Origin of the sequence: uncultured Bacteroides sp., from assembly GCF_958445495.1 — a bacterium.
Taxonomy (GTDB): Bacteria; Bacteroidota; Bacteroidia; order Bacteroidales; family Bacteroidaceae; genus Bacteroides.
The window spans coordinates 146,474-169,933 of record NZ_CAUCSQ010000001.1 but is presented as its reverse complement, the minus strand read 5'-3'; the positions used below and the strand labels follow the sequence as shown (position 1 = coordinate 169,933).

Here is a 23,460-nt window from a genome sequence, read left to right as displayed (position 1 = left end):
ATTTAGAAATTAAAGCGTTTCAGCTTGTTGTACAATGTTTGCCTACTTATGCCCAGTTGTTCTGCCGCAGCAGTCAGGTTCTCCTCATTTTGGGATATGGCAGTCAATATGGCTTTCCGCTCCACTTCTTTTAATTTGGGGACTTTGTCAAGAGAAAATATTTTGTCGGAGTGCATAAATAATTCAGAGGGTTTGATTACGTCCTTTTCCGCTAAAATTACAGCCTTTTCAATCGTATATTGCAATTCCCGGATATTTCCCGGCCAGTTGTGGTTTTCCAGTTTTTTTATCGTTTGGGGATGTAAGGCCAATCCTGGCTGTTTATACAGGGCGGCGTATTTTTTTAAGAAGTAATCCGCAAAAAGAGCTATGTCTTCTTTACGATGCCGTAAAGGGGGAATCTCTATTTGTATGGTATTAATGCGGTAAAACAAGTCCTCGCGGAAAAGCGACTGTTTTACCATTTCGCGCAGGTCGCGGTTGGTGGCAGCAATCAGCCGTATGTCGATTGGAATTTTTTTGTTGCTTCCGAGACGGATTATTTCTCTGTTTTGCAGGACAACCAACAACTTTGCTTGCAGCCTTAACGACAGGTTTCCTATTTCGTCAAGAAAGAGCGTGCTCCCATTGGCCGCTTCAAATTTGCCAATCCTCTTCTCGAAGGCATCCGTAAAAGCCCCTTTCTCATGGCCGAACAGTTCACTCTCAAATAGTGACTCACTGATGGCCCCCATGTCCACATTGAACATTTCATGCCGGCAGCGAAGTGATAGGCGATGGATTTCACGGGCCAGCATTTCTTTGCCTGTACCATTCTCGCCATAGATTAAGATGTTCGCATCCGTTTTGGCCACTTTGGTTACGAGCTTTATTATCTTTATCATGGCAGGGGAATGCCCAATAATCATTGCAGGCTCACAGGGGCCTTTAACCGGTTTAGCTGGTAACTTGTTTTTTGTTTCCTGCAAAACGGTCTGTATCTTTTTTATCAAGTTGTCATTGTTCCAAGGCTTCAAAACAAAATCTGTCGCCCCGTTTTTTAATGATTTCACCGCAAGGTCAATATCCCCATAAGCTGTCAGCATGATGACCGGTAGTTCCGGTTTGATCTCGTGTATGCGCTGAAGCCAGAATAAACCCTCGCTGCCTGTATTGAAGCCGACAGAAAAATTCATATCCAAGATGACCAAATCGATTGCATGTTTGTCTAAAACAGAAAATATCTTGTTGGGCTCAGATATTGTTTCTATTCTTTCAAATTCCCTTTCCAAAAGTAATTCGAGGGAAGTCAATACACTTTCATTGTCATCGACAATCAGGATCGTACCGGTTTGCATAGTCTTTTTTTTGAGGAGTAAAGGTATCGGTTTTATAGATACCCGGCAAAAAAACGTCTAATTATTTGACACATTCGGCTTTTTATAATATTCCTTACCCTGTTTTCATAGTAGTAAACCAAGCATTGGCGGGACTGAAATTTCCCCACTCTTGCTGCTTTGGAATTGGAGTTCCATTGCAATGTGGTTTTTCCGGCATTTATGAAGCATAGGAAGGAGCAGGCAGGAACAATCCGAAGCAATGTCAAAAAGATGGATATTGAATCGTCAATAAAATGGACGTTTTCTCTTGTGCTTATTTTATAATACTCTTGTTATTAGTTGTTTATGCTGCTGGCACACGGTTTGTATAATAAAAAGCATATATAATGATATAAAGTAACTGGTATGAATGTTAAAACATCAGTCAAACAAAGTTTATTGATTCTTTTATCAATCTGTTCTTCCATTGTGCCTGAAATCAGTAAAGCCCAGTCCGGATGGACGGAAGATGAGTGCATGAAATATGCCATTGACCATAATCCCCGGATACGAAATAAGCGATTGGATACAAAGATTGCCCATACAGATGTGGTAACCGCTTATGGAGATTTCTTGCCTTCTATCAATACCACCGGTGCGTTGGGGAGGCGGTTCGGACGTTCTATCGACCCGCAAACGAACCAATATACTTCTGAATCTTTTTTAGAAAGTACAATCGGTCTGACTGTTTCTTTGCCTATATTTGAAGGATTCTCGCGTATCAATAAATTGCAGTTTTATAAATTGAATAAAAGAATCAATGTGCTTTCAAGCAAAGTGGAAGAAAACAATTTGGCTTTTGAAGTTCTTGAAGCATTCTATCGTTATTGTTTCGACAAGGAAATGTACAAACTTGCTGTTGAACAACGGAAACTGAGTGAATGCTATTCCAAACAGATGATTGAGTATGTTGACTTAGGAATGCGTTCCCTTTCCGATTTGCAGGAAGTGAAAGCCCGCTTACAATCGGATGTCTATCAAGAAAGCGTGAAATCGAACAGTTGCTGTCTTTCCCTATTGTCCCTGAAGGAACTCATGAACATGAAAGATACCGATACATTGTCTGTTGTCATGGCGGATGAGAAGATTGAAGTGGTCGCATGTCCTTTGAGCTTAAAGGAGCTTTATTTCGTCTCCGAAGCAACTCTTCCGGAATTTCATATCATGGAAATGCAGGAAAAAACTTCCCGCAAGTCATTGTCCATAGCCAATGGGGCTTTTTATCCGTCAATCCGTATGGAATTTAACTTGAATACGGGATATTATGACACAGAGAAAAACAATTATGGAAATATTGTCACGCTTCGGGAGCAATTAAACAACAATATGAACAAGTATATTGGAGTATGCGTATCTTTACCCCTGTTTAATGGATTGTCCCGCATGGGAGCCGTGAGGAAGGAAAAGCTTCGTTTGCAACAAGTACAGAATGAAAATGAACAGCAACGCTTGTCGCTTTATAAAGAAATCCATGACACGTATCTTTCTTTTCAGGCTGCATTCCAGGAATGCCGATTGGCAAAGGAACAACTCCGTGCAGATTCCATTATATGGAAAGAAAGTGAAGAAAAATGGAAGGAAAGCATGATACCTGTATTTGAATTGTTGGAAAAGCGCAACCGGTACATGCGGGCTAAGGCAGAGATAATACGTACAAAGTTGCAGTATAACCTGAAGAAAAGGATGATACGGTTCTATCAAGAGGGAACATTTTTGTAATAACAGTTTGATATTAAAATAGGAAACAACGATGAAGCAGATTGATTATGACGGCATGGATACGAGAATCGAACCGAAGTCCCGGTTTACGAAGAAATTTGTTTATATGACAACGGGTTCGATAGTCATTCTTATGGGCCTGGTGTGGTTCGTGTTCTGTGACACCTCTTCCTCCATGAACGTAAACAAAGACAGCCTGACAATCTCCACAGTACAAAAGGGAGAGTTTAATGATTACATCCGGGTGGTCGGACAAGTCATTCCTGACCATATTATTTATTTGGATGCCATAGAGGGTGGACGTGTGGAAGAACGCCTGATAGAGGAAGGGGCGCAAGTAAAAGCTGGAGATGTGATCATCCGTCTCAGTAATCCCCTGTTAAATATTGGCATTTTACAGAGTGAGGCAAACTTGGCCTATCAAGAAAACGAGCTTCGCAATACCCGTCTGAATATGGAGCAGGAGCATCTTCGTTTGAAACAAGACCGCATTGCATTGAATAAGGATTTGGTACAAAAGAAACGCCACTATGAACAGTATTCACGTTTATATGGGAAGAACTTGCTATCGCGCGAAGATTACCTGCAAGCCCAAGAAGATTATAACTCGGCATCCGAGCAAATCAAAGTCTTGGATGAAAGAATCGAACAGGACATCCGGTTACGTGACAACCAGCTTCAAAGCTTGGATGAAAATATCCGGAACATAAAGAAGAGCCTTTTGCTTGTACGTGAACGCTTGGAAAATTTGAAGATAAAAGCCCCTGTTGACGGGCAATTGGGAAATATAGAAGCCCAGATAGGGCAATCCATATCCCAGGGTGAACGTATTGGACAAATCATTACCCCGGAATTAAAAGTGGAAGCTAAAATTGACGAGCATTATGTGGAACGCATCCATCCCGGGCTCTTAGCTAATTTTGAACGGGAAGGGAAAAAATACGGTATGAAAATGACTAAAGTATATCCGGAAGTACAGGATGGTCAATTCCGTACCGACCTGCATTTTGTTTCCGACAGGCCGGTCAATATCCGTTCCGGACAGACCTACCACTTGGATTTGCAACTGGGCGACCCGGTACAGGCAGTTCTTGTTCCGCGCGGAAGTTTCTATCAGTCAAGTGGAGGTGAATATATATATGTGGTGGATGAGGAAGAAAAGATTGCCCGTCGGCGGCAAGTACGCTTGGGACGGCAGAATCCTTTGTATTACGAAGTCTTGGACGGCTTGAATCCCGGAGAAAAAGTCATTGTTTCAGGATATGATTTATTCGGTAAAAATGAATGTTTAAATTTACGATAATGGAATATTTATCTCAGATTATTAAAAGCCAGCGAACGAAGAAGTCTCTTTCCGCTCTCAATGTGTTCGGTCTTTCCGTATGTATCGGTACAGCCTTGTTGATTCTGTTTTATGTGAGATTTGAATTAAGTTTTGACTCGTTCCATGATGGCGAACGAACCTATCGTGTAGAAAGCCGCCTGTATGAAGGGGATATATTGACGGACAATTGGGCGACGACGACATTCGGCCACGCTCCAGTCATGTTTCGTGAGATTCCCGGAATCGAACAATATGTGAGGGTAACGGCACAAGACCGCGAACAGGAGGTGACATATAACGACCGCCAGTTTATAGAAGAACATTATTGCTATACGGAGCCCTCCTTTTTCGACTTGTTCAATTTTCCTGTCATTAAAGGGGAAAAAGAAGGACAATTGGTTCGTCCCAATACCGTTATCATTACAGAAAGCGCTGCTCATCGCTATTTTTCAGAGAGTGATCCTATCGGTAAAATCCTGACTTTTAAAACTCCTTCCTCAGAACAGCATTTTGAAGTTACTGGAGTAATTGCAGATATGCCGTATAATTCTCATTTACGTTATGATTTTCTATTATCGTATTCTTCTATTCCGGAAGCACGGCGCGACATTTGGTATATTCATGGTGTATATACTTATATCCGCCTTGAACCGGATAAAAATCCACGTGATATAGAAAAGGCTTTTCATTCCATATCGCAGAAGTATAAGACGGCTGCGTTAAAGCATAAAGATTGGAGGATCGAACTGATTCCTTTAAAGGATATACATTTGACTCCTCGTAAATCCTATGAGAAAGAGGAAAAAGGAAGTAGGACAGCCGTTCATATTCTTTCCGTTATGGCTGTTGCCTTATTACTAATTGGTTGGGTAAATGCCTTGAACTTGACTATCGCCCGTTATTTGGAAAGAGGAAGGGAATTTGGACTTCGTAAAGTATTCGGGGCTTCTCGCCGTCAAATTATTATACAAGGGCTATTGGAATCCGGATTATTTAATTTGCTGGCACTGGTTTTAGCATTTGGGTGGATAGAAGTCTTGTTACCTGTTGCTTCCCGTTGGGTGGGGCAGGATTTTGCCTTTGACGTATTCAAGTCATGGGAATGTTGGGGCATGGTATTGGCGATATTCATCTGCGGGATTCTTTTTACCGGTTTATACCCGTCGTTTCTACTTACCTATATCAAGCCTTCGGATATTATGCGAGGAAAACTATTACATGGCCGGAAGGGTAACAAAATAAGAAAGCTATTGATTGTCATTCAATTCATCGCCTCTTTCATTCTGGTTTCGGGGACATTTGTAGTCATTAAGCAAATACATTACATGCAACAGGAAACTTCTTCTGCCATGTTCGACCGTGTATTAGTATTGAAGTATCCGGCTTTAACGGAAAACATGTCCGTGCAGATGATGAACTTTAAGAAAAGACTGGAACAGGAATCCTATATAGGCCATGTGGCCGTATCCGGTGCTGTTCCGGGTGTGGAAGTGGCAAATTATTTCACGAACCGTCCTTATGGAAGCGACATTTCAGAAATAAAACTGATACAAATGTTTGCTGTCGATTATGATTATTTGACTTTGTATTCTCCTGAACTCCTTTGTGGCCGCAGCTTTTCTGAAAATTATGGCAATGAGCTAAACAAAGTTGTCCTGAACGAAGAAGCTGCCCGGCTGCTTGGATACTCTTCTCCCGAAAAAGCCTTAGGAAAACAATTAGCAATGGAAGTCTTGGAAGAGCCGCTTGAGGTGATCGGGGTCGTGAAAAACTATCATCAACAGTCACTTGTCGAACCTTATAAACCGATTATGTTCTTCATGAAAGAACGTGTTCCTTTTATTGCCACACCGTATATTTCTATTCAAGTGAAGACGGAGATTAATTCAAAACGACTTGCAGAAATAGAGCAAATATACAAAGCTTATTTTCCCTCAGCGGTTTTCTCTTATTTTAAGTTGAGTGATTACAATGATGAACTGTATAAGTCTGACCGCAATTTCAGTTGGATTTTCACTTGTGCGTCATTACTTGCAATATTTGTAGCTTGTTTAGGGCTGTGGATTATGACTCTCTTTTCCACGATGGCCCGTGTGAGGGAAATTGGAATAAGAAAGGTTTTAGGGGCTAATAAAAGAAGTCTTTTCATGGTTTTAACGCGAGAATTGATACTGCTTACAATATTGGCAACAATATTGGGAACACCTATTTCCATCATTTTGATGGATGAATGGCTCAAGACTTATGCTTTCCATATCATATTGCCTTGGTGGGGATATATAGTAGCATTTGTATTAATGATATGTGTTGCTTTATTAACAGTCGTTCGTCAAGTTTGGCGTGTGATTCGCTTGAAACCGATGCGTATTTTAAGAAGTGAGTAATTTAAAATAGTTAACGATATGATTAAAACAGAGAATCTCTCCATGATCTTCACCACAGAAGATGTGCAGACCAGAGCATTGAATAATGTAAATTTAGAGATTGAGCAAGGTGAATTTGTGGCTATCATGGGACCATCCGGATGTGGTAAATCCACCCTGCTGAATATTTTAGGAACGTTAGACACGCCTACTTCCGGCAAATATTTTATCAATGAGAGAGAAATGACCAAGATGAGTGAGAGCCAGTTGAGTAATTTTCGCAAGAAAAATATCGGCTTTGTCTTTCAAAGTTTCAATCTGATAGATGAGTTGACCGTATTTGAAAATGTAGAATTACCATTGGTTTATTTAGGTATTCGGAAGGCTGAGCGGAAACAAAAAGTCATGAATGTATTAAAGCAAATGAATATGGTCCATCGTGCCGGACATTTTCCACAACAGCTGTCAGGAGGACAGCAACAACGAGTAGCCATCGCTCGTGCCATCGTTACGGATTGTCCTTTGATTTTGGCGGATGAGCCGACAGGCAACTTGGACTCGACAAATGGCATTGAAGTCATGTCATTGCTCCGCCAGCTTAATGAACAGGGAACTACTATCATAATGGTCACGCATTCAGAAAGAGATGCCGGTTATGCCAACCGAATCATTTACTTATTGGATGGCAAAATAGTGGATAAATAGTCACATCGTAATAATTAATATAAGGAATAAGGTTTTTGAAGTATTGATTTTCACAAACCTTATTCCTTATTCGATAATGATTTCCATTGTGAATCCCGTCAACTCAGGGGGGGGACGGGAAGACTTCGGCGGGTACGCAGGGCTGAAAATGTCGTCTGTTCCCATGTCTATACCACAGTTATTAATTAGACTGCCGGTTTTCCATGAAAGCGACGATTTTCTCATGCATTTTTTTCAACGCCGGACATTCTACCGGATAATGCCCCCGCCGGGCAATATAACGATTTTGACTTATCACGTCTTTTTTCAGTTTCCGTATGGCGGATTCAATCGAGATTCCCCGTACATGGAGCAGTTCGGCGATTTCCCCGGCCGTCAGCCACACTTCCATGTCCGGTACGACGACAGTCTTTGTTTCGATTGATATGATACCTCTTGTTTTTTCATTACTTACCAGTGCAAATACCTGTGAGATTGGCGATTTTGCTTCGGTTTGCCTACTTTTTCCTTGTCGTTTCTTCTCGTGGATTTTGGTAACGGGATAGTGACGTAACTTCGGTTCAAGTTGGCTTTCCGTCGGTTTCAATTGGCACTCACATCGGTTGTATAAATCTCATAAATCATTAATTTTCAATTGTATTTCTGTGGTTTGCTCGGTATCTCATTTTTTGTATTATCTTTGCCGCCGGAAATATAAATGATTTAATAAATACATGTATGAGTATAGAAGATGCAATCATGGGGGGAATCGTCTTTAAAGGAAAGAAAGATAAACCCCAGGAAGAAGAAAGAGTGAGGACAAAAGCCAGGAAAGCGACCTATATTCGCGGGCAACACGGTTCGGGAGCCGCTAAGATGAAAGCCGAAATCCGGAAGAAAAGAGCCAACCGGCATAAAAAATAGAAAAGTCCCTGAAACGTAAAATAAATCAAGTAGCGTAAAATATCAAGTAACGTGAAATAAGTCACCGGATACCTTGAATAAAAAGAATAAAAAAACAGAGGCTGGCTAAAAAGCGGTAATCCGGCTATCCTTTCCTTTCCGTCGGTTCGGAACGGCATAAGCGGTGACCGGGCCTTTTTAGCCAGCCTCAACCATTTATTTCTGCGGAAGTATCTCTATCCAGTAATCATCCGGGTCATTGATGAAATAAAGCCCCATAGCGGTATTCTCGAAACACACGCAATTCATTTCTTTGTGATATGCCCTGACGGCCTCATAGTCGCCTGCCACGCGGAAACAGAGATGGCTTTCATTCTCCCCCAGTTCATAAGGAGCCGTATGGTCTTTCAGCCATGTCAGCTCCAGGAGGAATCCCGTTTCGCTGTCCGTCAGGTAAACAAGGACGAACGAACCGTCAGACGCCTCTTTCCTGTGATGCTCCTTTAAACCCAGCGCCTTTTCGTAGAAAGCGATACTGCGTTCCAGGTTAGTTACGTTGATATTGAAATGGTCGAACCTGCTTTTAATTTCCATAGTTGCAATCTTCTTTATTTTTTCATTAAGAGTTTTACAATCTCGCCGACATAAGTGCGGGGTTGGCCTGCCTGCGGAGTCGTTTGAGAAGATAACTTCTTGCATTCGATAACAGCTTGTGGAACCGTTTGGTCCGGAGCATAAAGCTTCAATACATAACTGTCCGCTTTCTCTATCGCATCATAAGGCTGGTCCGGGGAAAGCGTGCAGTAAGCGACAGCTTTGCCGGACTGGTATCCCAGTGCGCCGCCGGCATTGGCAGTCATATTCGTCATATTGAATTCATCCTTGCCGATGGAAACAACCAGTTTCCCGCTTCCCATCAGCGCATATACCTCTCCCGGAATCTGTTTCAGGTCGATTTCCACATATCCGGGCATGTCTGCCGACGCCTTGCCTGTCGGAACGGCGGGAGTCAGGGTTGCGGCGGGAACGGTTTGAGGGGTAGAACCGGCAGTGGTGACTTTTCCCCCCTGGCCGATAACAATCGGGCCGGCGGCAGCCACGACAGGCGGTTTCTGCTGCTCTTCCTCTTTCTTCTTTTTCTCAGTCTTAGGACGGGTATCCGGCGCTCCGAACGCCACTGCCACATCCATAAACATATCATCCGCGAAATCTACCGTTTTTCTGCGCCATTTTGCCAGTCCGCGTACAAGTTTGGTCTTCGCCTTGTTGAGCGCATACTTGTCGGTAATCCACTCCTCCGCTTTATACTTTTCCGTCTCGCGGTAAGTAAAGCGGATTTTCTCCAGTTCCACCAGGCAGTTCTCAGGCTTGCAGGTAACAGTAAGCTGGTAGTTGATTAACGTGCGGTCTAATGACAGGGCGCTGGAACTGAATACAATCCATTCTTCCCCCACGCCGGCAATCGTACCTTTCGCTTCGTCGGAAAAGACAACGCGGCTTTCGATATTCTTATTCTCTTTCAGACGCTCATTCATCCATTTCAGGATTGTGTCGTAGATTTGCGCCTGGCTCATTCCGGGAATCTGGAATTCTTTGGAGAACACTACTTTACCGTCTACCTCCGGGACAGCCCCTGAAAGATACCTGGTATCGTCTCTCTTCTCTTTTGCGGTATCTGCCCTCATCGCCATAGGCAATGCGAGGAGCAGCGTAAGAAACAAGATTGTAAATTTATTCATAATTATCACGTGTTTATTTGGTAATTTCAAAACTCTCGCCCCGGTGCGTGATGCCGATAAACCTGCATCCGGCTTTCTCAGCAAAACTGCGGAATGCGTTTCCCCCTTCATAATCTTCGCTGAAATGCATGGGCACAAATATAGTAGTTTTTATTTGTTCGATAAACTGTTTCGCCCCTTTCATATAGTCTTTTCCCATCCGGCGGTCCACCGGAAATAGCGCCACGTCCACAATCGGGGCTTTTTCTTTTAAATATTTAACTTCTGCAAGGAAATCTCCGTTGGCTTTCCGAATCTCCTCTTCGGTAGACTCCTCGCTCCAGTGCCAGTTGTTTAAGTCGCCGGCATGGAAGATACGCCAGCCTTGCAGGTGGAGCAGGAATGAACTGCCCACGTCCGTCGAGCCGAAAGCGTCGATGCGGACCGTCCCGTCCTCATACGTTTCTCCTTTCCTTATATATATGGCGTCTCCGGCCTCCGCACGATGCGATTTCAGTATATCTTTGGAAAAGACATAACGGATATCGGGACGCTGTTCCTTCCACGCCAGCACTTCACGGTTGAAGTGGTCCGGATGAAAATGAGTCGCCAATACATAAAGTTTGCCCGGCTTCTGCAGGAGGCAGTCATGCACGATTCCCCTGCCGTGTCCGGTTTCCGAAGAATCTTTGTAATAGTCGATGATGACAGTCACGCCTTCCGCTTCGATGGCGAAGCCGCTGTGATAAATGTAATCCAGTATCATAGGCTGAATATTTTAACCTTGCAATATTACGTAATCTAGTTGGAGTTGCCAAGAAAAATCGACGAAATCAAGGAACGGGACGATTGATTTCCCGTTCCCCGTATCCTTCCAAAACATGTGGAAGACAGATGTGAAAACGGGTTACAGGGGAATAAACTTCCTCGTAACCCGTCTTCCGCATATTCTTGCCGGATATTTGCCATATTCATTTTTACCATAAAACCGTCCGGCAATTTAAAGTCCGTTCTTCAAAAAACGGTTGCCCCTTACATGGGAACCTCTATCAGCAGGATGTGCGAATCCTTTAACGTTTCCAGTTCAAAACTTCCGGTGTCGTAAACCCCCATTCCGTCCCGGCATTTCATGATATCTCCGTCTACGATGATTTCTCCTTCAATCAGGAAAATATAAACACCGGCATGGCTCTGGTGCATGTGATAGCCGATTTTCTTGCCCGCTTCCACCTTTCCGATGGAGAACCAGGTGTCTTGCAGCAGGGAAGCGGGAGTGCTTCCGTCCGGCGATACGATAACCGCCAGTTCGTTCGGGCGTTCCAGCCCGCTGATGTCGAAGTCGCGGTAGACAGGGTGCGTATTCCGTTCCCGCGGCATAATCCAGATTTGCAGGAATTCCACCGGTTCCACGGGGCTTGCATTCATTTCACTGTGGAAAATGCCCGTCCCGGCACTCATGGTCTGAATCTCTCCGACAGTGATAATCCGGCTGTTCTTTTTGCTGTCGCCGTGTTGCAGATGCCCTTTCAGCGGAATAGAGACAATTTCCATATTCTTGTGCGGATGCGTCTGAAACCCCTCTCCGGGAGCCACCTTATCATCATTCAATACGCGGAGAGCGCCGAAATTGATACGGTCGGAGTCAAAATACTCGTCAAAACTGAATGTGTGGTAACTATCCAGCCAGTCATAATGAGAATGGCCTCTCGTGTCCGCTTTATGTATTACTTTTTTCATTATCTTCTCCTTTTCTTATTGTTCATATATTACTGTGAACAAAAAGAAAGGCGGAAAAGTTTATCTCTTCACTTCATTTAGCAAAGGCTTACGGTTGATAAAATCCTTCACATTCTGTAATGTCGTCGATGCGATGTTCTCCAAAGCCTCCCGCGTGAAGAACGCCTGGTGCGACGTGACAATGACATTGTTGAACGAAAGCAGGCGTGCCAGCACATCGTCGTCGATGATGCGGTCGGACTGGTCCTCGTAGAAATACTCGCTTTCTTCTTCGTAAACATCCAGTCCCGCAGAACCTATTTTCTTGTTTTTTAACCCCTCAATCAACGCATTGGTATGAATCAGTTGTCCGCGGCCGGTATTGATAATCATGACCCCGTCCTTCATTTTGCTGATTGAATAGTCATTAATCAGGTATTTGGTAGCTTCGGTCAGCGGGCAGTGCAGGGAAATGATGTCGGAACTGTGGTATAACTCGTCCAGCGAGGTATATACGATTTCCTCTTCGCGGGCGAAGTTATAGTCCGGATAAAGGTCGTAAGCAAGTATATTCATGCCGAATCCTTTTAAGATACGGATTAGAATCTTTGCGATTTTTCCTGTGCCGATGATGCCCGCCGTCTTTCCGTGCATGTCGAACCCCATCAGCCCGTGAAGCGAGAAATTCCCGTCTCTGGTGCGCCAGGAAGCACGCGGAATCTTTCGGTTGAGCGACAGCATCAGCGCCACGGTATATTCGGCAACGGCGTAAGGCGAGTAAGCGGGAACACGCACAACCGTAATTCCGGCGGCGGCAGCGGCGTTCAAATCCACGTTATTGAAGCCGGCGCATCGCAAGGCCAGCAGTTTCACTCCGTTTGACGCCATGATGCGGAGCACTTCTGCGTCGGCGGTGTCGTTGACGAAGATGCAGACGGCATCCACCCCCTGGGTAAGCAATACGTTATTTCTGTTCAGATGTCCTTTGTAAAAGCGCATCTCGAATCCGAACTCCTTGTTCTTCTCGTTGAAAGAAGACTCATCATAAGGCTTTGTGCCAAAAAACGCAATTGTATATGCCATGATATATTCAGTTTTCATTATTTATAATAAACGCCGGGACGGGAAGAATTGTTTATTATTCATTCGGTTAGAAACAGGAATTGTTTCATTAGAAACAGTTTGTTTTTTCAATTAAATGGGGAGATAAGTAAAAATAAATGCACAGAGATACCTTTCATGTGCAATAATATTGTATCTTTGCCGCGAAAATAATTTAAAAAAGATTTAGATGAGAAAAATTTCCTTGATTGGATTGGTAATGTTAATCGTTTCAATTCCAACTTTTGCCGGAGGTCTTCTGACAAATACGAATCAACATGTAGCTTTCCTTAGAATGTTGGCGCGCGGCGCATCCATTGATATTGACGGTGTTTATTCCAATCCTGCCGGACTGGCTTTCCTGCCGGGCGACGGCCTCTACCTTTCCCTGAACGGGCAAAGCGCATATCAGACCCGCAACATCGACATGACGTTCCCGCTGTTTCCGGAAGACGGGAACAGGCGTTATTATAAAGGTAAAGCTTCCGCACCTTTCGTACCCAGCTTTCAGGGAGCGTATAAAAAAGGAGACTGGACTATTTCCGGAAGCTTCGCTGTTGTGGGCGGAGGCGGAAAAGCCTCTTTTGACGATGGCCTGGGGATGTTCGATGCAATGATAATGAGTAAAATCTACGGGGCGACCCAGGGTAGCATTAATCCTGGCATGTATTCTATTAATAGCGCGATGGACGGAAGCCAGTTTATCTACGGCGTCCAGTTGGGGCTCTCTTATAAAGTGACAGACTGGCTTTCTGTTTTTGCCGGCGGACGCATGAACTATTTTAGCGGAGGCTACGAAGGATTCCTGACTGCGACGGTCAATCCCGATATCCCGCAACTGGGCGGTACGGAACTGGCATCCATGAAGCTGGACTGTGACCAGACAGGTTGGGGGCTGACTCCTATCCTGGGGGCCGACGTGAAACTGGGCAAATGGAATATCGGCCTGAAATATGAATTCATGACCAACCTGAACCTTGAAAACAAAACCAAGGTAGCAGAAGTTCTACAAAACGGAGAAGCGATGGGAGAAGAAGGCAATCCGTTGGCCGACTACAAAGACGGAGTCAACACTCCGAGCGACATTCCCGCTTTGCTGACGGCTGCCGTCGGTTACGAGATTCTTCCCAGCCTCCGGGCATCTGTAGAATACCACCATTTCTTTGACAAAGCAGCCGGGATGGCGAATGATAAGCAGAAAGCCTTGAAACACGGCACGCACGAAGTTCTGGTCGGCGCCGAGTGGGACATTACCAAACGGCTGACTATCAGCGGCGGTTATCAGAATACGGATTACGGGTTGGCAGACGACTTCCAGAGTGACATCAGTTTCTCATGCGACTCCTATTCGTTGGGTTTCGGCGCCGCCGTTAAGATGACGGAACATCTGACTATGAATATCGCCTATTTCTGGACGAACTACAAGGATTATAATAAAGCGTCCGAAACCGCGCTTGGAGTGTCTGCGACTACATATAGCCGTACCAACAAAGTATTCGGCCTGGGAGTCGACTATAAATTCTGATTTCATAATCCGTTTTAAATATATGTGTTAGAAGAGGCTGTATCGAGGTAGAGACGGGTCCGTCATACTGTTATCCTGAATTTGTCAAAGGGGCTCCTTTCTTTGTATGACCGGAAGAAGAGATTCTTTACCGCATTCTCCGGGTGGCAGAGCATTAGGGTTAACTGTCTTCCTGATACAGCCTCATTTTTCATTCATGCGGCCTCATTTTTTATGGTATCGGTTTATAGAAGTGCGATACCGCCGCATGCCGGTCAGAAAGAGTACTGCACCAGCATGTTCAGCCGGTTTGCATGATTCGTTGAAGAACCGAAATCGGTACGCCAGCCCCTGAGGTATTCAATGCCCACTTGCAGGTTGCTGCTGACATTCCAGAAAGCATTGGCTACCAGATATTGCCCTTTGCGGTATGCATCGGGATTCTCGCTGGGGTATCCGTTTTCCGAATAAAGCCTGGATAAGCTGTAAGTTCCCGAAACGAATACGTTCGGAGTAAAGTTATACTGCAATCCCGCATACCATCCCAGCATTGGGAGAGTCTGCATTTTTCCTTCCTTGTCGGGGTCGGGCACGAGGTCTACGTTCAGGTTGCTTAAATCATTCAAGTAAGAACCGATGCCTTTCCCGTAATTGAACTGTCCGTATGCCTGTAGTTTTCGGGTGATGTTGAATGCGGTGGAAGCCTGCAATCCGAAGCCTGTGGCAGAATAAGCCTTGTCATGCACGTTGCTTGAGTAGGTCATGCTGCGGACGATTGCGCCCAGCTTGACATGGCTACTGCTGTTCCAGTTGAATTGTGCGGAAGCGGCGAAGTCCGGCATCCGTTGGGTGTTGACGGATACCTCATGGTTGGTCGTGGCGTCTACCGAAGGCATCTCCATAGCGACACCGAATTTCCATCTTTTTACTTTGTCATACATATAGCTTAATTGGGTGGTGCGGTAGAAAGCCGAACCGTTCGGGCCTGCAAAGTCAATTGTGGGAGGCAGCGCCGAAAGGTCCATGAACGAACCGTAGTTATATCCGATGGTGAAACCCAGAAACTGTACATAAGCGTTCTGCAGTTCGAACGTTTTTCCGTCACCCCGGAAATTTCCGGCGGTGTAGACCACGAAATCACCGAGATGTTTGGTACGTCCTACCAGTTTGAGGAACAGAGTGGAAGTGGTGATATCCATCTGGAACTGGTTCTTGGCAAAATTGCCTTTTCCCGGCTGTTGAATCAGTGCCGGATAGAAGTCCACGTCATTGACTATTCCGTTGAAGTCATACTCTCCCGTCGCACGGACATAGCCGCCGATGCCCAGAGCAAACTTTCCTTTCCGGTCGGTCAGCAGGAAGCGGGGAGCCTTCGGGTCGTGGAAACGCATCTGCTGGCGGTCGTTCATGATTCGGATGATTTCATCGCCCGCCTTGTCCCGTGAGACAAACATAATCGAATTCGGTTCCTCATCTTCAATGATTACCTTTTTTTGTGCGTGGGCACAGACAGGGAAAATTCCCATCCCCAGTAGCATAGCTACCATTTTAAAGCTTGTTTTCATTATAAGTTAAGTTTTAGGTGAATGCCCAATGAACAACTAAAAAAAGAAATGGTTGAAAGGGGAGAGGGAAAAATTGCCAAACATACCGGAAGAATTGCTATTTATAATGATTCTAGAAAAACGGAACTTTGTATCGTACTAATCAGATAAAAGAAAATACGACGATGGAAAAAAGGGATTTTACACAAGGGATATTAGATATACAGCCGGATTTGCACCGTTTCGCATACAAGCTGACCGCAGACCGCGATTCAGCCAATGATTTAGTTCAGGATTGCGTATTGCAGGCGTTGGACAACCATGAGAAATTTACCTATGCTAAAAATCTGAAAGGATGGATGTACACGCTTATGCGTAACATTTTCGTCAACAATTACCGCCGGTCCATCCGTGAAATGAATCTCATAGACGATACTTATTCTATCAGCCAGCAGAGCCAGATAGAAGATGAAGAAGGCGACAGATTCGAGTTTGCCTATGACATGAAGCAGTTGTACCGTGTGATACATTCCATACCCGAAGATATGAAAGTTCCTTTTCAGATGTTTGTGGCAGGATTTAAATACAGGGAAATCGCCGAAAAGCTGGGGCTGCCGATGGGGACTGTGAAAAGCCGTCTGTTCTTTATCCGCAAGCGGTTGAAAGAAGAACTGAAAGATTTCTCCTGAATATTTTTTGGGGTGATGTTCTCCCCTGAGTGTTCTCTTTTGAATCTTTCTTCTGAATATTCTTTGGGGGACATTCTCCCGTGAGCATTCTTTTCTGAATATTTCTTCTGAATATTCTTTTGAGGACGTTCTCCCCTGAGTGTTCTCTTTTGAATCTTTCTTCTGAATATTCTTTTGGTGACATTCTTCCCTGAGCGTTCTCTTCTGAATCTTTCTCCTGAATATTTTTGGTGATGTTTTCCCTTGAGCGTTCTCTTTGGAATATTTCTTCTGAATATTCTTTGGGGGACATTCTCCCTTGAGTGTTCTCTTCTGAATCTTTCTCCTGAATATTTTTGGTGACATTTTTCCCTGAGTGTTCTTTTCTGAATCTTTCTCCTGAATATTCTTTTGGTGGATATTCTTCCCTAAACATCCCTTTCTGGATATTCTCCACCATACATTCTTTTTCGGAAAACTTTCTTTTCCGGACAGTTCCTTTTTCCGGACAACGGTTTTAAGCCGTACTGAATGATACGTTTTTAAAACCGGAACAACGCGCCTTTCTGCCGGGATACGATACGGGCAGAAAGGTACATCAGACTATTTTTCCGCTTCCGGAATGCAGAATCCGGAAAGACAAAGAGGAAATTCCGGTTTTATTTCCTACCTTTGCGGCGCAAATAAGTTGTATGATGCCGTGAATAACGGTCGTGTATTCTAGAACACCACGTAAAAAACAGGAGTTATGAAAGAGAAAGTATCCGTACCTTTTATGTTGCTGGGCATTCTTTTTAATGTATGCCTCATTGCAGCCAACCTTCTTGAAACGAAAGTAATCCAGCTCGGCGGCTTGACTGTAACAGCCGGATTGTTGGTTTTTCCTATTTCTTATATAATTAACGACTGCATCGCCGAAGTCTGGGGATTCAAGAAAGCGCGCCTTATCATCTGGAGCGGTTTTGCCATGAATGTTTTCGTTGTTTCCCTCGGACTGGTAGCCGTTGCCATCCCCGCCGCTCCTTTTTGGGAGGGAGAAGAACATTTCAATTTCGTTTTCGGAATGGCTCCCCGCATTGTCGCTGCCAGCCTGACGGCCTTTCTTGCCGGTTCCTTCCTCAATGCGTATGTGATGAGTAAGATGAAAGTCGCAAGCGGAGGACGTAACTTTTCCGCACGTGCCATTTTGTCTACCCTTGCCGGCGAAACCGCCGATTCGTTCATTTTCTTCCCTGTAGCTTTTGGCGGCGTTATCGCCTGGAAAGAACTGCTCGTCATGATGGGAGTTCAGATAGTATTGAAATCCCTTTATGAAGTTATCATCCTTCCGGTCACGATTCGGGTGGTGAAAGCCGTCAAGAAAATAGACGGAAGTGATGTCTACGACACCGGAATCTCCTATAATATATTAAAAGTCAAAGAACTGTAATTGAATGCCGGTGTGCCTGCATACCGGCCGGGCGCTCTCAGTCCGCATGAAAACCGGCATGCAGGCATATCCGCCTGTTGAAAAAATATTAATCATGAATAAAGACGCAGCATTAGTCGTATTTAGTGGCGGACAAGATTCTACCACCTGCCTGTTTTGGGCGAAACGTAACTTTAAGAAAGTATATGCCTTGAGTTTCCTGTACGGTCAGAAACATCAGAAAGAAGTGGAGCTTGCGCGGGAGATAGCCCGGAAAGCGGAAGTGGAATTTGATGCGATGGATGTTTCCTTCATCGGCCGGCTGGGACGTAACTCATTGACCGATACTACTATGGAGATGGATTGGGAAAAGCCCGCAGACGATGTCCCCAATACATTTGTTCCGGGCCGTAACCTGTTTTTCTTGAGTATCGCGGCGGTATATGCCCGCGAACGCGGCATCAATCATCTGGTGACGGGAGTTTCCCAGACGGATTTCAGCGGTTATCCCGATTGCAGGGATACCTTTGTCAAGTCGCTCAATGTCACTCTCAATCTGGCGATGGATGAACAGTTCGTGATTCATACCCCTTTAATGTGGATTGACAAGGCGGAAACATGGGCGTTGGCGGATGAGCTGGGAGTGCTGGAACTGATTCGCACCGAGACTCTGACCTGCTATAATGGCATCCGGGGAGATGGTTGCGGACACTGTCCGGCATGCACGTTGCGTCGGCAAGGACTGGAGAAATATTTAAAAAGTAAGAATCAATAATATCTCTACCTGGAGATTAAAAATGTATTTTTTGCTGTCATCTGTCACATTGTTGCCGATAAATGCTTGATTATAAAATATATAGATTGTGACAGCAAGCGGTGACAGCAGCTAAACCCGGTATTTTGCCGTCACATCTGTTGCTGCCGGTAAGCTCCGGCTGATAAATGGCAGCGGCTTTCCTCCGGGGATGCATAAGGCTTAGATTTGTTCCAATAGCTTGACACCGTTGTTTCATCGGTGAGAAACTCTAGTTTCGTCGGCGAGAAACTATAGTTTCAACAGAATGAAACCATAGTTTCCACTAGGATGAAACTTTAGTTTCTAGCGCTTGAAACTACAGTTTCAAGTAATGAAACACTTTGTTTCAGGTGGTGAAACACGGCGTAGCCTTTTAGTGTCCGGATAAAGTTGTAGTATAACAGGACAAGACCGGCTGTTAAATAAGCCTTTTGGGATTGGATGGCGGCAGGTAAAAGAGAAAATGCATTTTTCATTTAAGGCAGAGATTGTAATAAACAAATGATAATGACTGAATTAAAAGACCAACTTTCCTTATTAGGAAGAAAAACCGAGTATAAGCAGAATTATGCTCCTGAAGTACTGGAAGCTTTTGACAACAAGCATCCTGAAAATGATTACTGGGTACGTTTTAACTGCCCGGAGTTCACGAGCCTGTGTCCGATTACCGGACAGCCGGACTTCGCCGAAATACGCATCAGCTACATTCCCGATATGAAAATGGTGGAAAGCAAGAGCTTGAAACTGTATCTTTTCAGTTTCCGCAATCATGGAGCTTTCCATGAAGATTGCGTGAATATCATCATGAAAGACCTCATCAGGCTGATGAATCCCAAATACATCGAAGTGACCGGCATCTTTACCCCCCGCGGAGGCATTTCCATCTATCCGTATGCCAATTACGGGCGGCCGGGGACTAAGTTCGAACAACTGGCGGAACAGCGTTTGGCGGGCAGGGAGTAACCGGCGGCGACAGCGCGGAATAAGTTTTACTCGTGGTGATACGGCCCCCCGTTCAATATCGTCATTGCCCGGTAGACCTGTTCCGCGAATATCAGCCGTATCATCTGGTGTGAAAAAGTCATCTTCGACATTGATATTTTCTCATGGGCGGCCTGATAGACCTTTTCGGAAAAGCCGTAAGGCCCCCCGATGATGAAAACCAGCCGTTTGTTGACCGTATTCATCTTCCGTTTCATATATTCGGCAAATTCAAGGGAACGCATTTCCTTTCCGTGCTCATCGAGCAGCACCACTACATCCCCCGGTTGGAGCGCTTTGAGAATCAGTTCCCCTTCCTTCTCCTTCTGCACTTCCGTCGAAAGGCTTTTCGTATTTTTCAATTCCGGAATCACCTCCATGTCGAAGCTGATATAACGCTTTGTACGTTGTATATAATCATTGATAGCAGTGATATAATGTTGTTCTACGGTTCGTCCTACGACGAGCAGGATTGTTTTCATGCGCCTGTGATTCTGATTAATGCACAAAAATAGGCATTTTTTATGTTATTCTGCAATTAATGCTTACCTTTGCCTATCATTAGTTGAAAGTTTAAGCCTTTAAACTTCAACTTAAAAGCTTGTAATTATGAAAAAACGAGTGCTCGTAGGAATGACCGCATTGCTTCTTTCCCTCTCGTTGCTAATGGCGCAAGAGATACCGGCAGGAGTGATTACGGCATTTAAAAGAGGAAGCTCGCAAGAGCTAAGTAAGTATATGGGGGACAAGGTAAACCTGGTGCTCCAAGGTCGCTCGACAAACGTTGACAAACAGAAAGCAACAGCTGCGATGCAGGAATTCTTTACGAAGAATAAAGTCAGCGGATTTAATGTGAACCATCAGGGAAAACGGGACGAATCGAGTTTCGTTATCGGTACGTTGGCTACTACTAATGGGAACTTTCGTGTGAACTGCTTCCTGAAGAAAGTGCAGAATCAATATTTAATACATCAAATAAGAATTGACAAGATCAATGAATAAGGAAAAAGAACTGATCGACAAGTTGATCGATCTTGCTTTTGCAGAAGATATAGGTGATGGCGATCATACCACCCTTTCATGTATTCCCGCTACGGCAATGGGAAAATCAAAATTGCTTATCAAAGAAGCCGGTGTGTTGGCTGGCATCGAAGTAGCTAAAGAAATCTTCAACCGTTTTGATCCTACCATGAAAGTGGAAGTGTTTATTAATGACGGAACAGAAGTGAAACCGGGTGATGTAGCAATGGTAGTGGAAGGAAAAGTGCAATCTTTACTTCAAACCGAACGCCTGATGTTGAACGTGATGCAGCGTATGAGCGGTATTGCAACAATGACGCGTAAATATGCAAAGGTATTGGAAGGAACAAATACCCGTGTGCTTGATACCCGCAAAACAACTCCCGGTATGCGTATCCTCGAAAAAATGGCAGTGAAAATCGGTGGCGGAGTAAACCATCGTATTGGTCTGTTCGACATGATTCTTCTGAAAGACAATCATGTGGACTTTGCCGGAGGTATCGACAAAGCAATCACTCGTGCCAAAGAATATTGCAAGGAAAAAGGTAAAGACCTGAAAATAGAAATAGAAGTCCGCAGCTTCGACGAACTGCAGCAAGTTCTTGATCTCGGCGGAGTAGACCGTATCATGTTTGATAACTTCACTCCCGAAATGACAAAGAAAGCAGTAGAGATGGTAGCAGGCAAATACGAAACCGAATCTTCGGGTGGTATCACCTTTGATACTCTTCGTGAGTATGCCGAATGTGGCGTAGACTTCATCTCTGTAGGAGCTTTGACTCATTCAGTGAAAGGACTGGACATGAGTTTCAAAGCATGCTGATAGTATAATAAGCGGTGAACTGTAAGCGGTGAACGATAAACAGTAAACGGTGGATATTTTGTAGCATGATTATGCGCAGCTTTGTTCATCATTTACCGTTTATCGTTCACCGTTTTTTCTTTCCCGTTTATTATTTCTATCCTTTAACTTCTTTTAGCAATATTCCTTGCAGCATTCCTCAAACTCTCGCGTCTAATGAGCAAACGACGCAGACATACGTTCGATTTTAAAAAAAGTAATTGACTTTGGAAAACGAGATAGAACTTATAAAGGGCTGTCGGGCAGGAAAGGATTCAGCCCGAAAGGAACTTTACACCCTCTATTCCAAACAGATGCTGGCGGTATGTTTCCGCTATACGGGCGATATGGATGCGGCGCACGATGTACTGCATGACGGTTTCATCAAGATTTTTACCAACTTTTCGTTCCGGGGTGAGTCTTCACTTTGTACATGGATTACCCGGGTGATGGTTACTCAATCACTCGATTTCCTGCGACGGGAGAAGCGAGTCAGCCAGTTGGTAGTGCATGAAGAGCAGCTTCCCGATATACCGGATATATCGGATTCGGGAGGAGGGGCTGGAATTTCCGAAGAGCAGTTGATGGCTTTTATTGCCGAATTGCCGGATGGTTGCCGAACCGTTTTCAACCTTTATGTGTTTGAAGAGAAGTCGCATAAGGAAATAGCGGGGATACTCCATATCAAAGAGCACTCGTCTACTTCACAGTTGCACCGTGCCAAATATTTGTTAGCGAAAAGAATTAAAGAGTATAGGAATCATGAAGAAAGAAAATGATGAAATAACCGGCCTGTTCCGCACCCGTCTCGCTGATGCGGAGATGAGTGTCCGGGAAGGTTTCTGGGAAGAACTCTCGCGGGACATTCCCGTGGCTTGCCAGCAGCGTCGTCGGTTGCTGTTCTTCCGTGTGGCGGCTGCGGCGTCCGTGCTGCTTGTGCTTGCCGCATCATCGGCCACCTTCTTGTATTTCTCTCCGAAGGAAGAGATGGAAGAAGCGTTTACCAAGATAGCCGTGACGGGCGGAGGACAGATGGACGGTGACGGGGTGCGTGTCAACCAGTTGCCGTTGCCGGTGGAACCGGTATTGCCCAAGCCGGCTCCCAAATCTTACGGCATGTTCTCCCAATATGCGGGAGAGGAGGATTCGCTTTCCGTCACTTTCTCCATGGAGTTCTCTTTCTCGGCAACCGCTTCTGCCGGAAGCGGGGAACGGTACGGAAACCGGGGGCATCACACTTACTGGCAGGCTGCGAACGGAAATATGGAAGCTCCCGCCTCGCAAGAAGAGCCGGCCGGACCGGCGGTGCGGGAGGCGGCTGTGAAAAAAAACCGCTGGGCGGTGAAGGTGCAGGCAGGAACGGCGCTTCCCTCAGACCACGGCGCATACAAGATGCCGGTTTCGGCAGGGGTGACGGTAGAGAGGAAAATCAATGAATACCTGGGCATAGAAACCGGGCTGCTTTATTCGAATCTTCGTTCGGCAGGACAACATTTGCATTATCTGGGCATCCCGGTGAAGATTAACGTTACCTTGGCGGATACGAGGAAAGTCGGCATTTATGCTACGGTGGGAGGCGTTGCGGATAAATGCATAGCCGGCGCGCCGGACAATGGTTTTAAGGAAGAACCTGTCCAACTGGCATTGACGGCCGGTATCGGAATCAATTATAAGATTAACGACCGCCTGGCGTTGTTTGCCGAACCCGGTGTTTCCCATCATTTCAAGACTGATTCGAAACTGGCTACGGTACGCACCAAACGGCCGACGAACTTTAATTTACTTTGCGGACTCCGCATGACGTATTAATTC

Annotated in this window: 24 protein-coding genes; 14 read left to right on the top strand and 10 right to left on the bottom strand. The window is 44.9% G+C overall.

All coding sequences use genetic code 11. From position 1 onward, the window contains the following. Positions 1-2 precede the first annotated feature (2 nt). Entirely contained in the window at positions 3-1,337 is a 1,335-nt protein-coding gene (locus Q5076_RS00700) for a sigma-54 dependent transcriptional regulator (protein ID WP_303010289.1), read from the bottom strand. Between the two features lie 387 nt (positions 1,338-1,724). On the opposite strand from Q5076_RS00700, the gene Q5076_RS00695 reads away from it, so the two are divergent. From Q5076_RS00695 to Q5076_RS00680, 4 genes are read left to right on the top strand one after another with little or no spacing between them, the layout of a single operon-like run. Further along, positions 1,725-3,077, top strand: coding sequence for a TolC family protein (locus Q5076_RS00695; RefSeq protein WP_303010288.1), 1,353 nt, complete (start codon positions 1,725-1,727; stop codon positions 3,075-3,077). A 55-nt stretch (positions 3,078-3,132) separates the two neighbouring features. Continuing rightward, on the top strand, positions 3,133-4,380 hold the full coding sequence (locus Q5076_RS00690) for an efflux RND transporter periplasmic adaptor subunit (protein ID WP_303010361.1): 1,248 nt from the start codon (positions 3,133-3,135) through the stop codon (positions 4,378-4,380). Further along, a complete protein-coding gene (locus Q5076_RS00685; RefSeq protein WP_303010287.1) occupies positions 4,380-6,785 on the top strand; it encodes an ABC transporter permease in 2,406 nt (801 codons plus the stop codon). Before Q5076_RS00690 ends, Q5076_RS00685 begins: the two co-directional genes overlap by 1 nt. A gap of 18 nt (positions 6,786-6,803) precedes the next feature. Then, positions 6,804-7,469 (top strand): ABC transporter ATP-binding protein, encoded by a 666-nt coding sequence (locus Q5076_RS00680; protein ID WP_303010285.1) that lies wholly within the window; start codon positions 6,804-6,806, stop codon positions 7,467-7,469. A gap of 181 nt (positions 7,470-7,650) precedes the next feature. Here the strand turns inward: Q5076_RS00680 and Q5076_RS00675 are convergent, their stop codons facing one another. After that, the gene (locus Q5076_RS00675; RefSeq protein ID WP_303010283.1) at positions 7,651-8,055 is read right to left on the bottom strand and encodes a hypothetical protein; all 405 of its coding nucleotides are present in this window, start codon (positions 8,053-8,055) and stop codon (positions 7,651-7,653) included. A gap of 131 nt (positions 8,056-8,186) precedes the next feature. Here Q5076_RS00675 and Q5076_RS00670 point away from each other — a divergent pair, with 131 nt between their 5' ends. After that, positions 8,187-8,372, top strand: a complete 186-nt coding sequence (locus Q5076_RS00670; RefSeq protein WP_303010282.1) for a hypothetical protein — start codon at positions 8,187-8,189, stop codon at positions 8,370-8,372. A 195-nt stretch (positions 8,373-8,567) separates the two neighbouring features. Here the strand turns inward: Q5076_RS00670 and Q5076_RS00665 are convergent, their stop codons facing one another. From Q5076_RS00665 to Q5076_RS00645, 5 genes are all read right to left on the bottom strand, one after another. Next, on the bottom strand, positions 8,568-8,945 hold the full coding sequence (locus Q5076_RS00665; RefSeq protein ID WP_303010280.1) for a VOC family protein: 378 nt from the start codon (positions 8,943-8,945) through the stop codon (positions 8,568-8,570). 14 nt (positions 8,946-8,959) lie between these two features. Next, the gene (locus Q5076_RS00660; protein ID WP_303010279.1) at positions 8,960-10,090 is read right to left on the bottom strand and encodes a DUF4468 domain-containing protein; all 1,131 of its coding nucleotides are present in this window, start codon (positions 10,088-10,090) and stop codon (positions 8,960-8,962) included. A gap of 13 nt (positions 10,091-10,103) precedes the next feature. After that, entirely contained in the window at positions 10,104-10,835 is a 732-nt protein-coding gene (locus tag Q5076_RS00655; RefSeq protein WP_303010277.1) for an MBL fold metallo-hydrolase, read from the bottom strand. 266 nt (positions 10,836-11,101) lie between these two features. After that, positions 11,102-11,806 (bottom strand): pirin family protein, encoded by a 705-nt coding sequence (locus Q5076_RS00650; RefSeq protein ID WP_303010276.1) that lies wholly within the window; start codon positions 11,804-11,806, stop codon positions 11,102-11,104. Between the two features lie 60 nt (positions 11,807-11,866). Beyond that, positions 11,867-12,868 carry a 2-hydroxyacid dehydrogenase gene (locus Q5076_RS00645; protein WP_303010360.1) on the bottom strand — a complete coding sequence of 334 codons (1,002 nt, stop codon included), beginning with the start codon at positions 12,866-12,868 and terminating at the stop codon, positions 11,867-11,869. 208 nt (positions 12,869-13,076) lie between these two features. Here Q5076_RS00645 and Q5076_RS00640 point away from each other — a divergent pair, with 208 nt between their 5' ends. Beyond that, positions 13,077-14,411 carry an OmpP1/FadL family transporter gene (locus Q5076_RS00640; RefSeq protein ID WP_303010274.1) on the top strand — a complete coding sequence of 445 codons (1,335 nt, stop codon included), beginning with the start codon at positions 13,077-13,079 and terminating at the stop codon, positions 14,409-14,411. 254 nt (positions 14,412-14,665) lie between these two features. Here Q5076_RS00640 and Q5076_RS00635 read toward each other — a convergent pair whose 3' ends face one another. Next, positions 14,666-15,955 carry a DcaP family trimeric outer membrane transporter gene (locus tag Q5076_RS00635; protein ID WP_303010273.1) on the bottom strand — a complete coding sequence of 430 codons (1,290 nt, stop codon included), beginning with the start codon at positions 15,953-15,955 and terminating at the stop codon, positions 14,666-14,668. A 164-nt stretch (positions 15,956-16,119) separates the two neighbouring features. Here Q5076_RS00635 and Q5076_RS00630 point away from each other — a divergent pair, with 164 nt between their 5' ends. Then, positions 16,120-16,623: an RNA polymerase sigma factor gene (locus Q5076_RS00630; RefSeq protein WP_303010272.1), complete on the top strand. Its 504-nt coding sequence runs from the start codon at positions 16,120-16,122 to the stop codon at positions 16,621-16,623. Here the strand turns inward: Q5076_RS00630 and Q5076_RS00625 are convergent. Then, positions 16,580-17,062, bottom strand: coding sequence for a hypothetical protein (locus Q5076_RS00625; protein WP_303010271.1), 483 nt, complete (start codon positions 17,060-17,062; stop codon positions 16,580-16,582). The genes Q5076_RS00630 and Q5076_RS00625 overlap by 44 nt on opposite strands. Before the next feature lie 288 nt (positions 17,063-17,350). Between Q5076_RS00625 and Q5076_RS00620 the strand changes: the two genes are divergently transcribed. The 3 genes from Q5076_RS00620 (at position 17,351) to queF (ending at position 19,769) form a co-directional block, all read left to right on the top strand. Beyond that, positions 17,351-18,031 (top strand): queuosine precursor transporter, encoded by a 681-nt coding sequence (locus Q5076_RS00620; RefSeq protein WP_303010270.1) that lies wholly within the window; start codon positions 17,351-17,353, stop codon positions 18,029-18,031. A 94-nt stretch (positions 18,032-18,125) separates the two neighbouring features. Continuing rightward, the gene (gene queC, locus Q5076_RS00615) at positions 18,126-18,785 is read left to right on the top strand and encodes a 7-cyano-7-deazaguanine synthase QueC (RefSeq protein WP_303010268.1); all 660 of its coding nucleotides are present in this window, start codon (positions 18,126-18,128) and stop codon (positions 18,783-18,785) included. Between the two features lie 528 nt (positions 18,786-19,313). Continuing rightward, positions 19,314-19,769: a preQ(1) synthase gene (queF, locus tag Q5076_RS00610; protein ID WP_303010266.1), complete on the top strand. Its 456-nt coding sequence runs from the start codon at positions 19,314-19,316 to the stop codon at positions 19,767-19,769. 26 nt (positions 19,770-19,795) lie between these two features. Here queF and rlmH read toward each other — a convergent pair whose 3' ends face one another. After that, the gene (gene rlmH, locus Q5076_RS00605) at positions 19,796-20,269 is read right to left on the bottom strand and encodes a 23S rRNA (pseudouridine(1915)-N(3))-methyltransferase RlmH (RefSeq protein ID WP_303010264.1); all 474 of its coding nucleotides are present in this window, start codon (positions 20,267-20,269) and stop codon (positions 19,796-19,798) included. A gap of 127 nt (positions 20,270-20,396) precedes the next feature. On the opposite strand from rlmH, the gene Q5076_RS00600 reads away from it, so the two are divergent. The 4 genes from Q5076_RS00600 (at position 20,397) to Q5076_RS00585 (ending at position 23,457) form a co-directional block, all read left to right on the top strand. Further along, positions 20,397-20,789, top strand: a complete 393-nt coding sequence (locus Q5076_RS00600) for a DUF4783 domain-containing protein (protein ID WP_004326554.1) — start codon at positions 20,397-20,399, stop codon at positions 20,787-20,789. After that, positions 20,782-21,630 carry a carboxylating nicotinate-nucleotide diphosphorylase gene (gene nadC, locus Q5076_RS00595; protein ID WP_004300759.1) on the top strand — a complete coding sequence of 283 codons (849 nt, stop codon included), beginning with the start codon at positions 20,782-20,784 and terminating at the stop codon, positions 21,628-21,630. The genes Q5076_RS00600 and nadC overlap by 8 nt, the downstream gene beginning before the upstream one ends. A gap of 245 nt (positions 21,631-21,875) precedes the next feature. After that, positions 21,876-22,427 carry an RNA polymerase sigma factor gene (locus Q5076_RS00590; protein WP_303010263.1) on the top strand — a complete coding sequence of 184 codons (552 nt, stop codon included), beginning with the start codon at positions 21,876-21,878 and terminating at the stop codon, positions 22,425-22,427. Then, the gene (locus Q5076_RS00585) at positions 22,411-23,457 is read left to right on the top strand and encodes an outer membrane beta-barrel protein (protein ID WP_303010262.1); all 1,047 of its coding nucleotides are present in this window, start codon (positions 22,411-22,413) and stop codon (positions 23,455-23,457) included. Before Q5076_RS00590 ends, Q5076_RS00585 begins: the two co-directional genes overlap by 17 nt. Positions 23,458-23,460: the final 3 nt, after the last annotated feature.

Bases quoted from the DNA above. Each gene is read 5' to 3' on its own strand.
- Q5076_RS00700 (WP_303010289.1), bottom strand. From the start codon at position 1,337: ATGCAAACCGGTACGATCCTGATTGTCGATGACAATGAAAGTGTATTG.
- Q5076_RS00695 (WP_303010288.1), top strand. From the start codon at position 1,725: ATGAATGTTAAAACATCAGTCAAACAAAGTTTATTGATTCTTTTATCA.
- Q5076_RS00690 (WP_303010361.1), top strand. From the start codon at position 3,133: ATGGATACGAGAATCGAACCGAAGTCCCGGTTTACGAAGAAATTTGTT.
- Q5076_RS00685 (WP_303010287.1), top strand. From the start codon at position 4,380: ATGGAATATTTATCTCAGATTATTAAAAGCCAGCGAACGAAGAAGTCT.
- Q5076_RS00680 (WP_303010285.1), top strand. From the start codon at position 6,804: ATGATTAAAACAGAGAATCTCTCCATGATCTTCACCACAGAAGATGTG.
- Q5076_RS00670 (WP_303010282.1), top strand. From the start codon at position 8,187: ATGAGTATAGAAGATGCAATCATGGGGGGAATCGTCTTTAAAGGAAAG.
- Q5076_RS00665 (WP_303010280.1), bottom strand. From the start codon at position 8,945: ATGGAAATTAAAAGCAGGTTCGACCATTTCAATATCAACGTAACTAAC.
- Q5076_RS00660 (WP_303010279.1), bottom strand. From the start codon at position 10,090: ATGAATAAATTTACAATCTTGTTTCTTACGCTGCTCCTCGCATTGCCT.
- Q5076_RS00655 (WP_303010277.1), bottom strand. From the start codon at position 10,835: ATGATACTGGATTACATTTATCACAGCGGCTTCGCCATCGAAGCGGAA.
- Q5076_RS00650 (WP_303010276.1), bottom strand. From the start codon at position 11,806: ATGAAAAAAGTAATACATAAAGCGGACACGAGAGGCCATTCTCATTAT.
- Q5076_RS00645 (WP_303010360.1), bottom strand. From the start codon at position 12,868: ATGGCATATACAATTGCGTTTTTTGGCACAAAGCCTTATGATGAGTCT.
- Q5076_RS00640 (WP_303010274.1), top strand. From the start codon at position 13,077: ATGAGAAAAATTTCCTTGATTGGATTGGTAATGTTAATCGTTTCAATT.
- Q5076_RS00635 (WP_303010273.1), bottom strand. From the start codon at position 15,955: ATGAAAACAAGCTTTAAAATGGTAGCTATGCTACTGGGGATGGGAATT.
- Q5076_RS00630 (WP_303010272.1), top strand. From the start codon at position 16,120: ATGGAAAAAAGGGATTTTACACAAGGGATATTAGATATACAGCCGGAT.
- Q5076_RS00625 (WP_303010271.1), bottom strand. From the start codon at position 17,062: ATGGTGGAGAATATCCAGAAAGGGATGTTTAGGGAAGAATATCCACCA.
- Q5076_RS00620 (WP_303010270.1), top strand. From the start codon at position 17,351: ATGAAAGAGAAAGTATCCGTACCTTTTATGTTGCTGGGCATTCTTTTT.
- queC (WP_303010268.1), top strand. From the start codon at position 18,126: ATGAATAAAGACGCAGCATTAGTCGTATTTAGTGGCGGACAAGATTCT.
- queF (WP_303010266.1), top strand. From the start codon at position 19,314: ATGACTGAATTAAAAGACCAACTTTCCTTATTAGGAAGAAAAACCGAG.
- rlmH (WP_303010264.1), bottom strand. From the start codon at position 20,269: ATGAAAACAATCCTGCTCGTCGTAGGACGAACCGTAGAACAACATTAT.
- Q5076_RS00600 (WP_004326554.1), top strand. From the start codon at position 20,397: ATGAAAAAACGAGTGCTCGTAGGAATGACCGCATTGCTTCTTTCCCTC.
- nadC (WP_004300759.1), top strand. From the start codon at position 20,782: ATGAATAAGGAAAAAGAACTGATCGACAAGTTGATCGATCTTGCTTTT.
- Q5076_RS00585 (WP_303010262.1), top strand. From the start codon at position 22,411: ATGAAGAAAGAAAATGATGAAATAACCGGCCTGTTCCGCACCCGTCTC.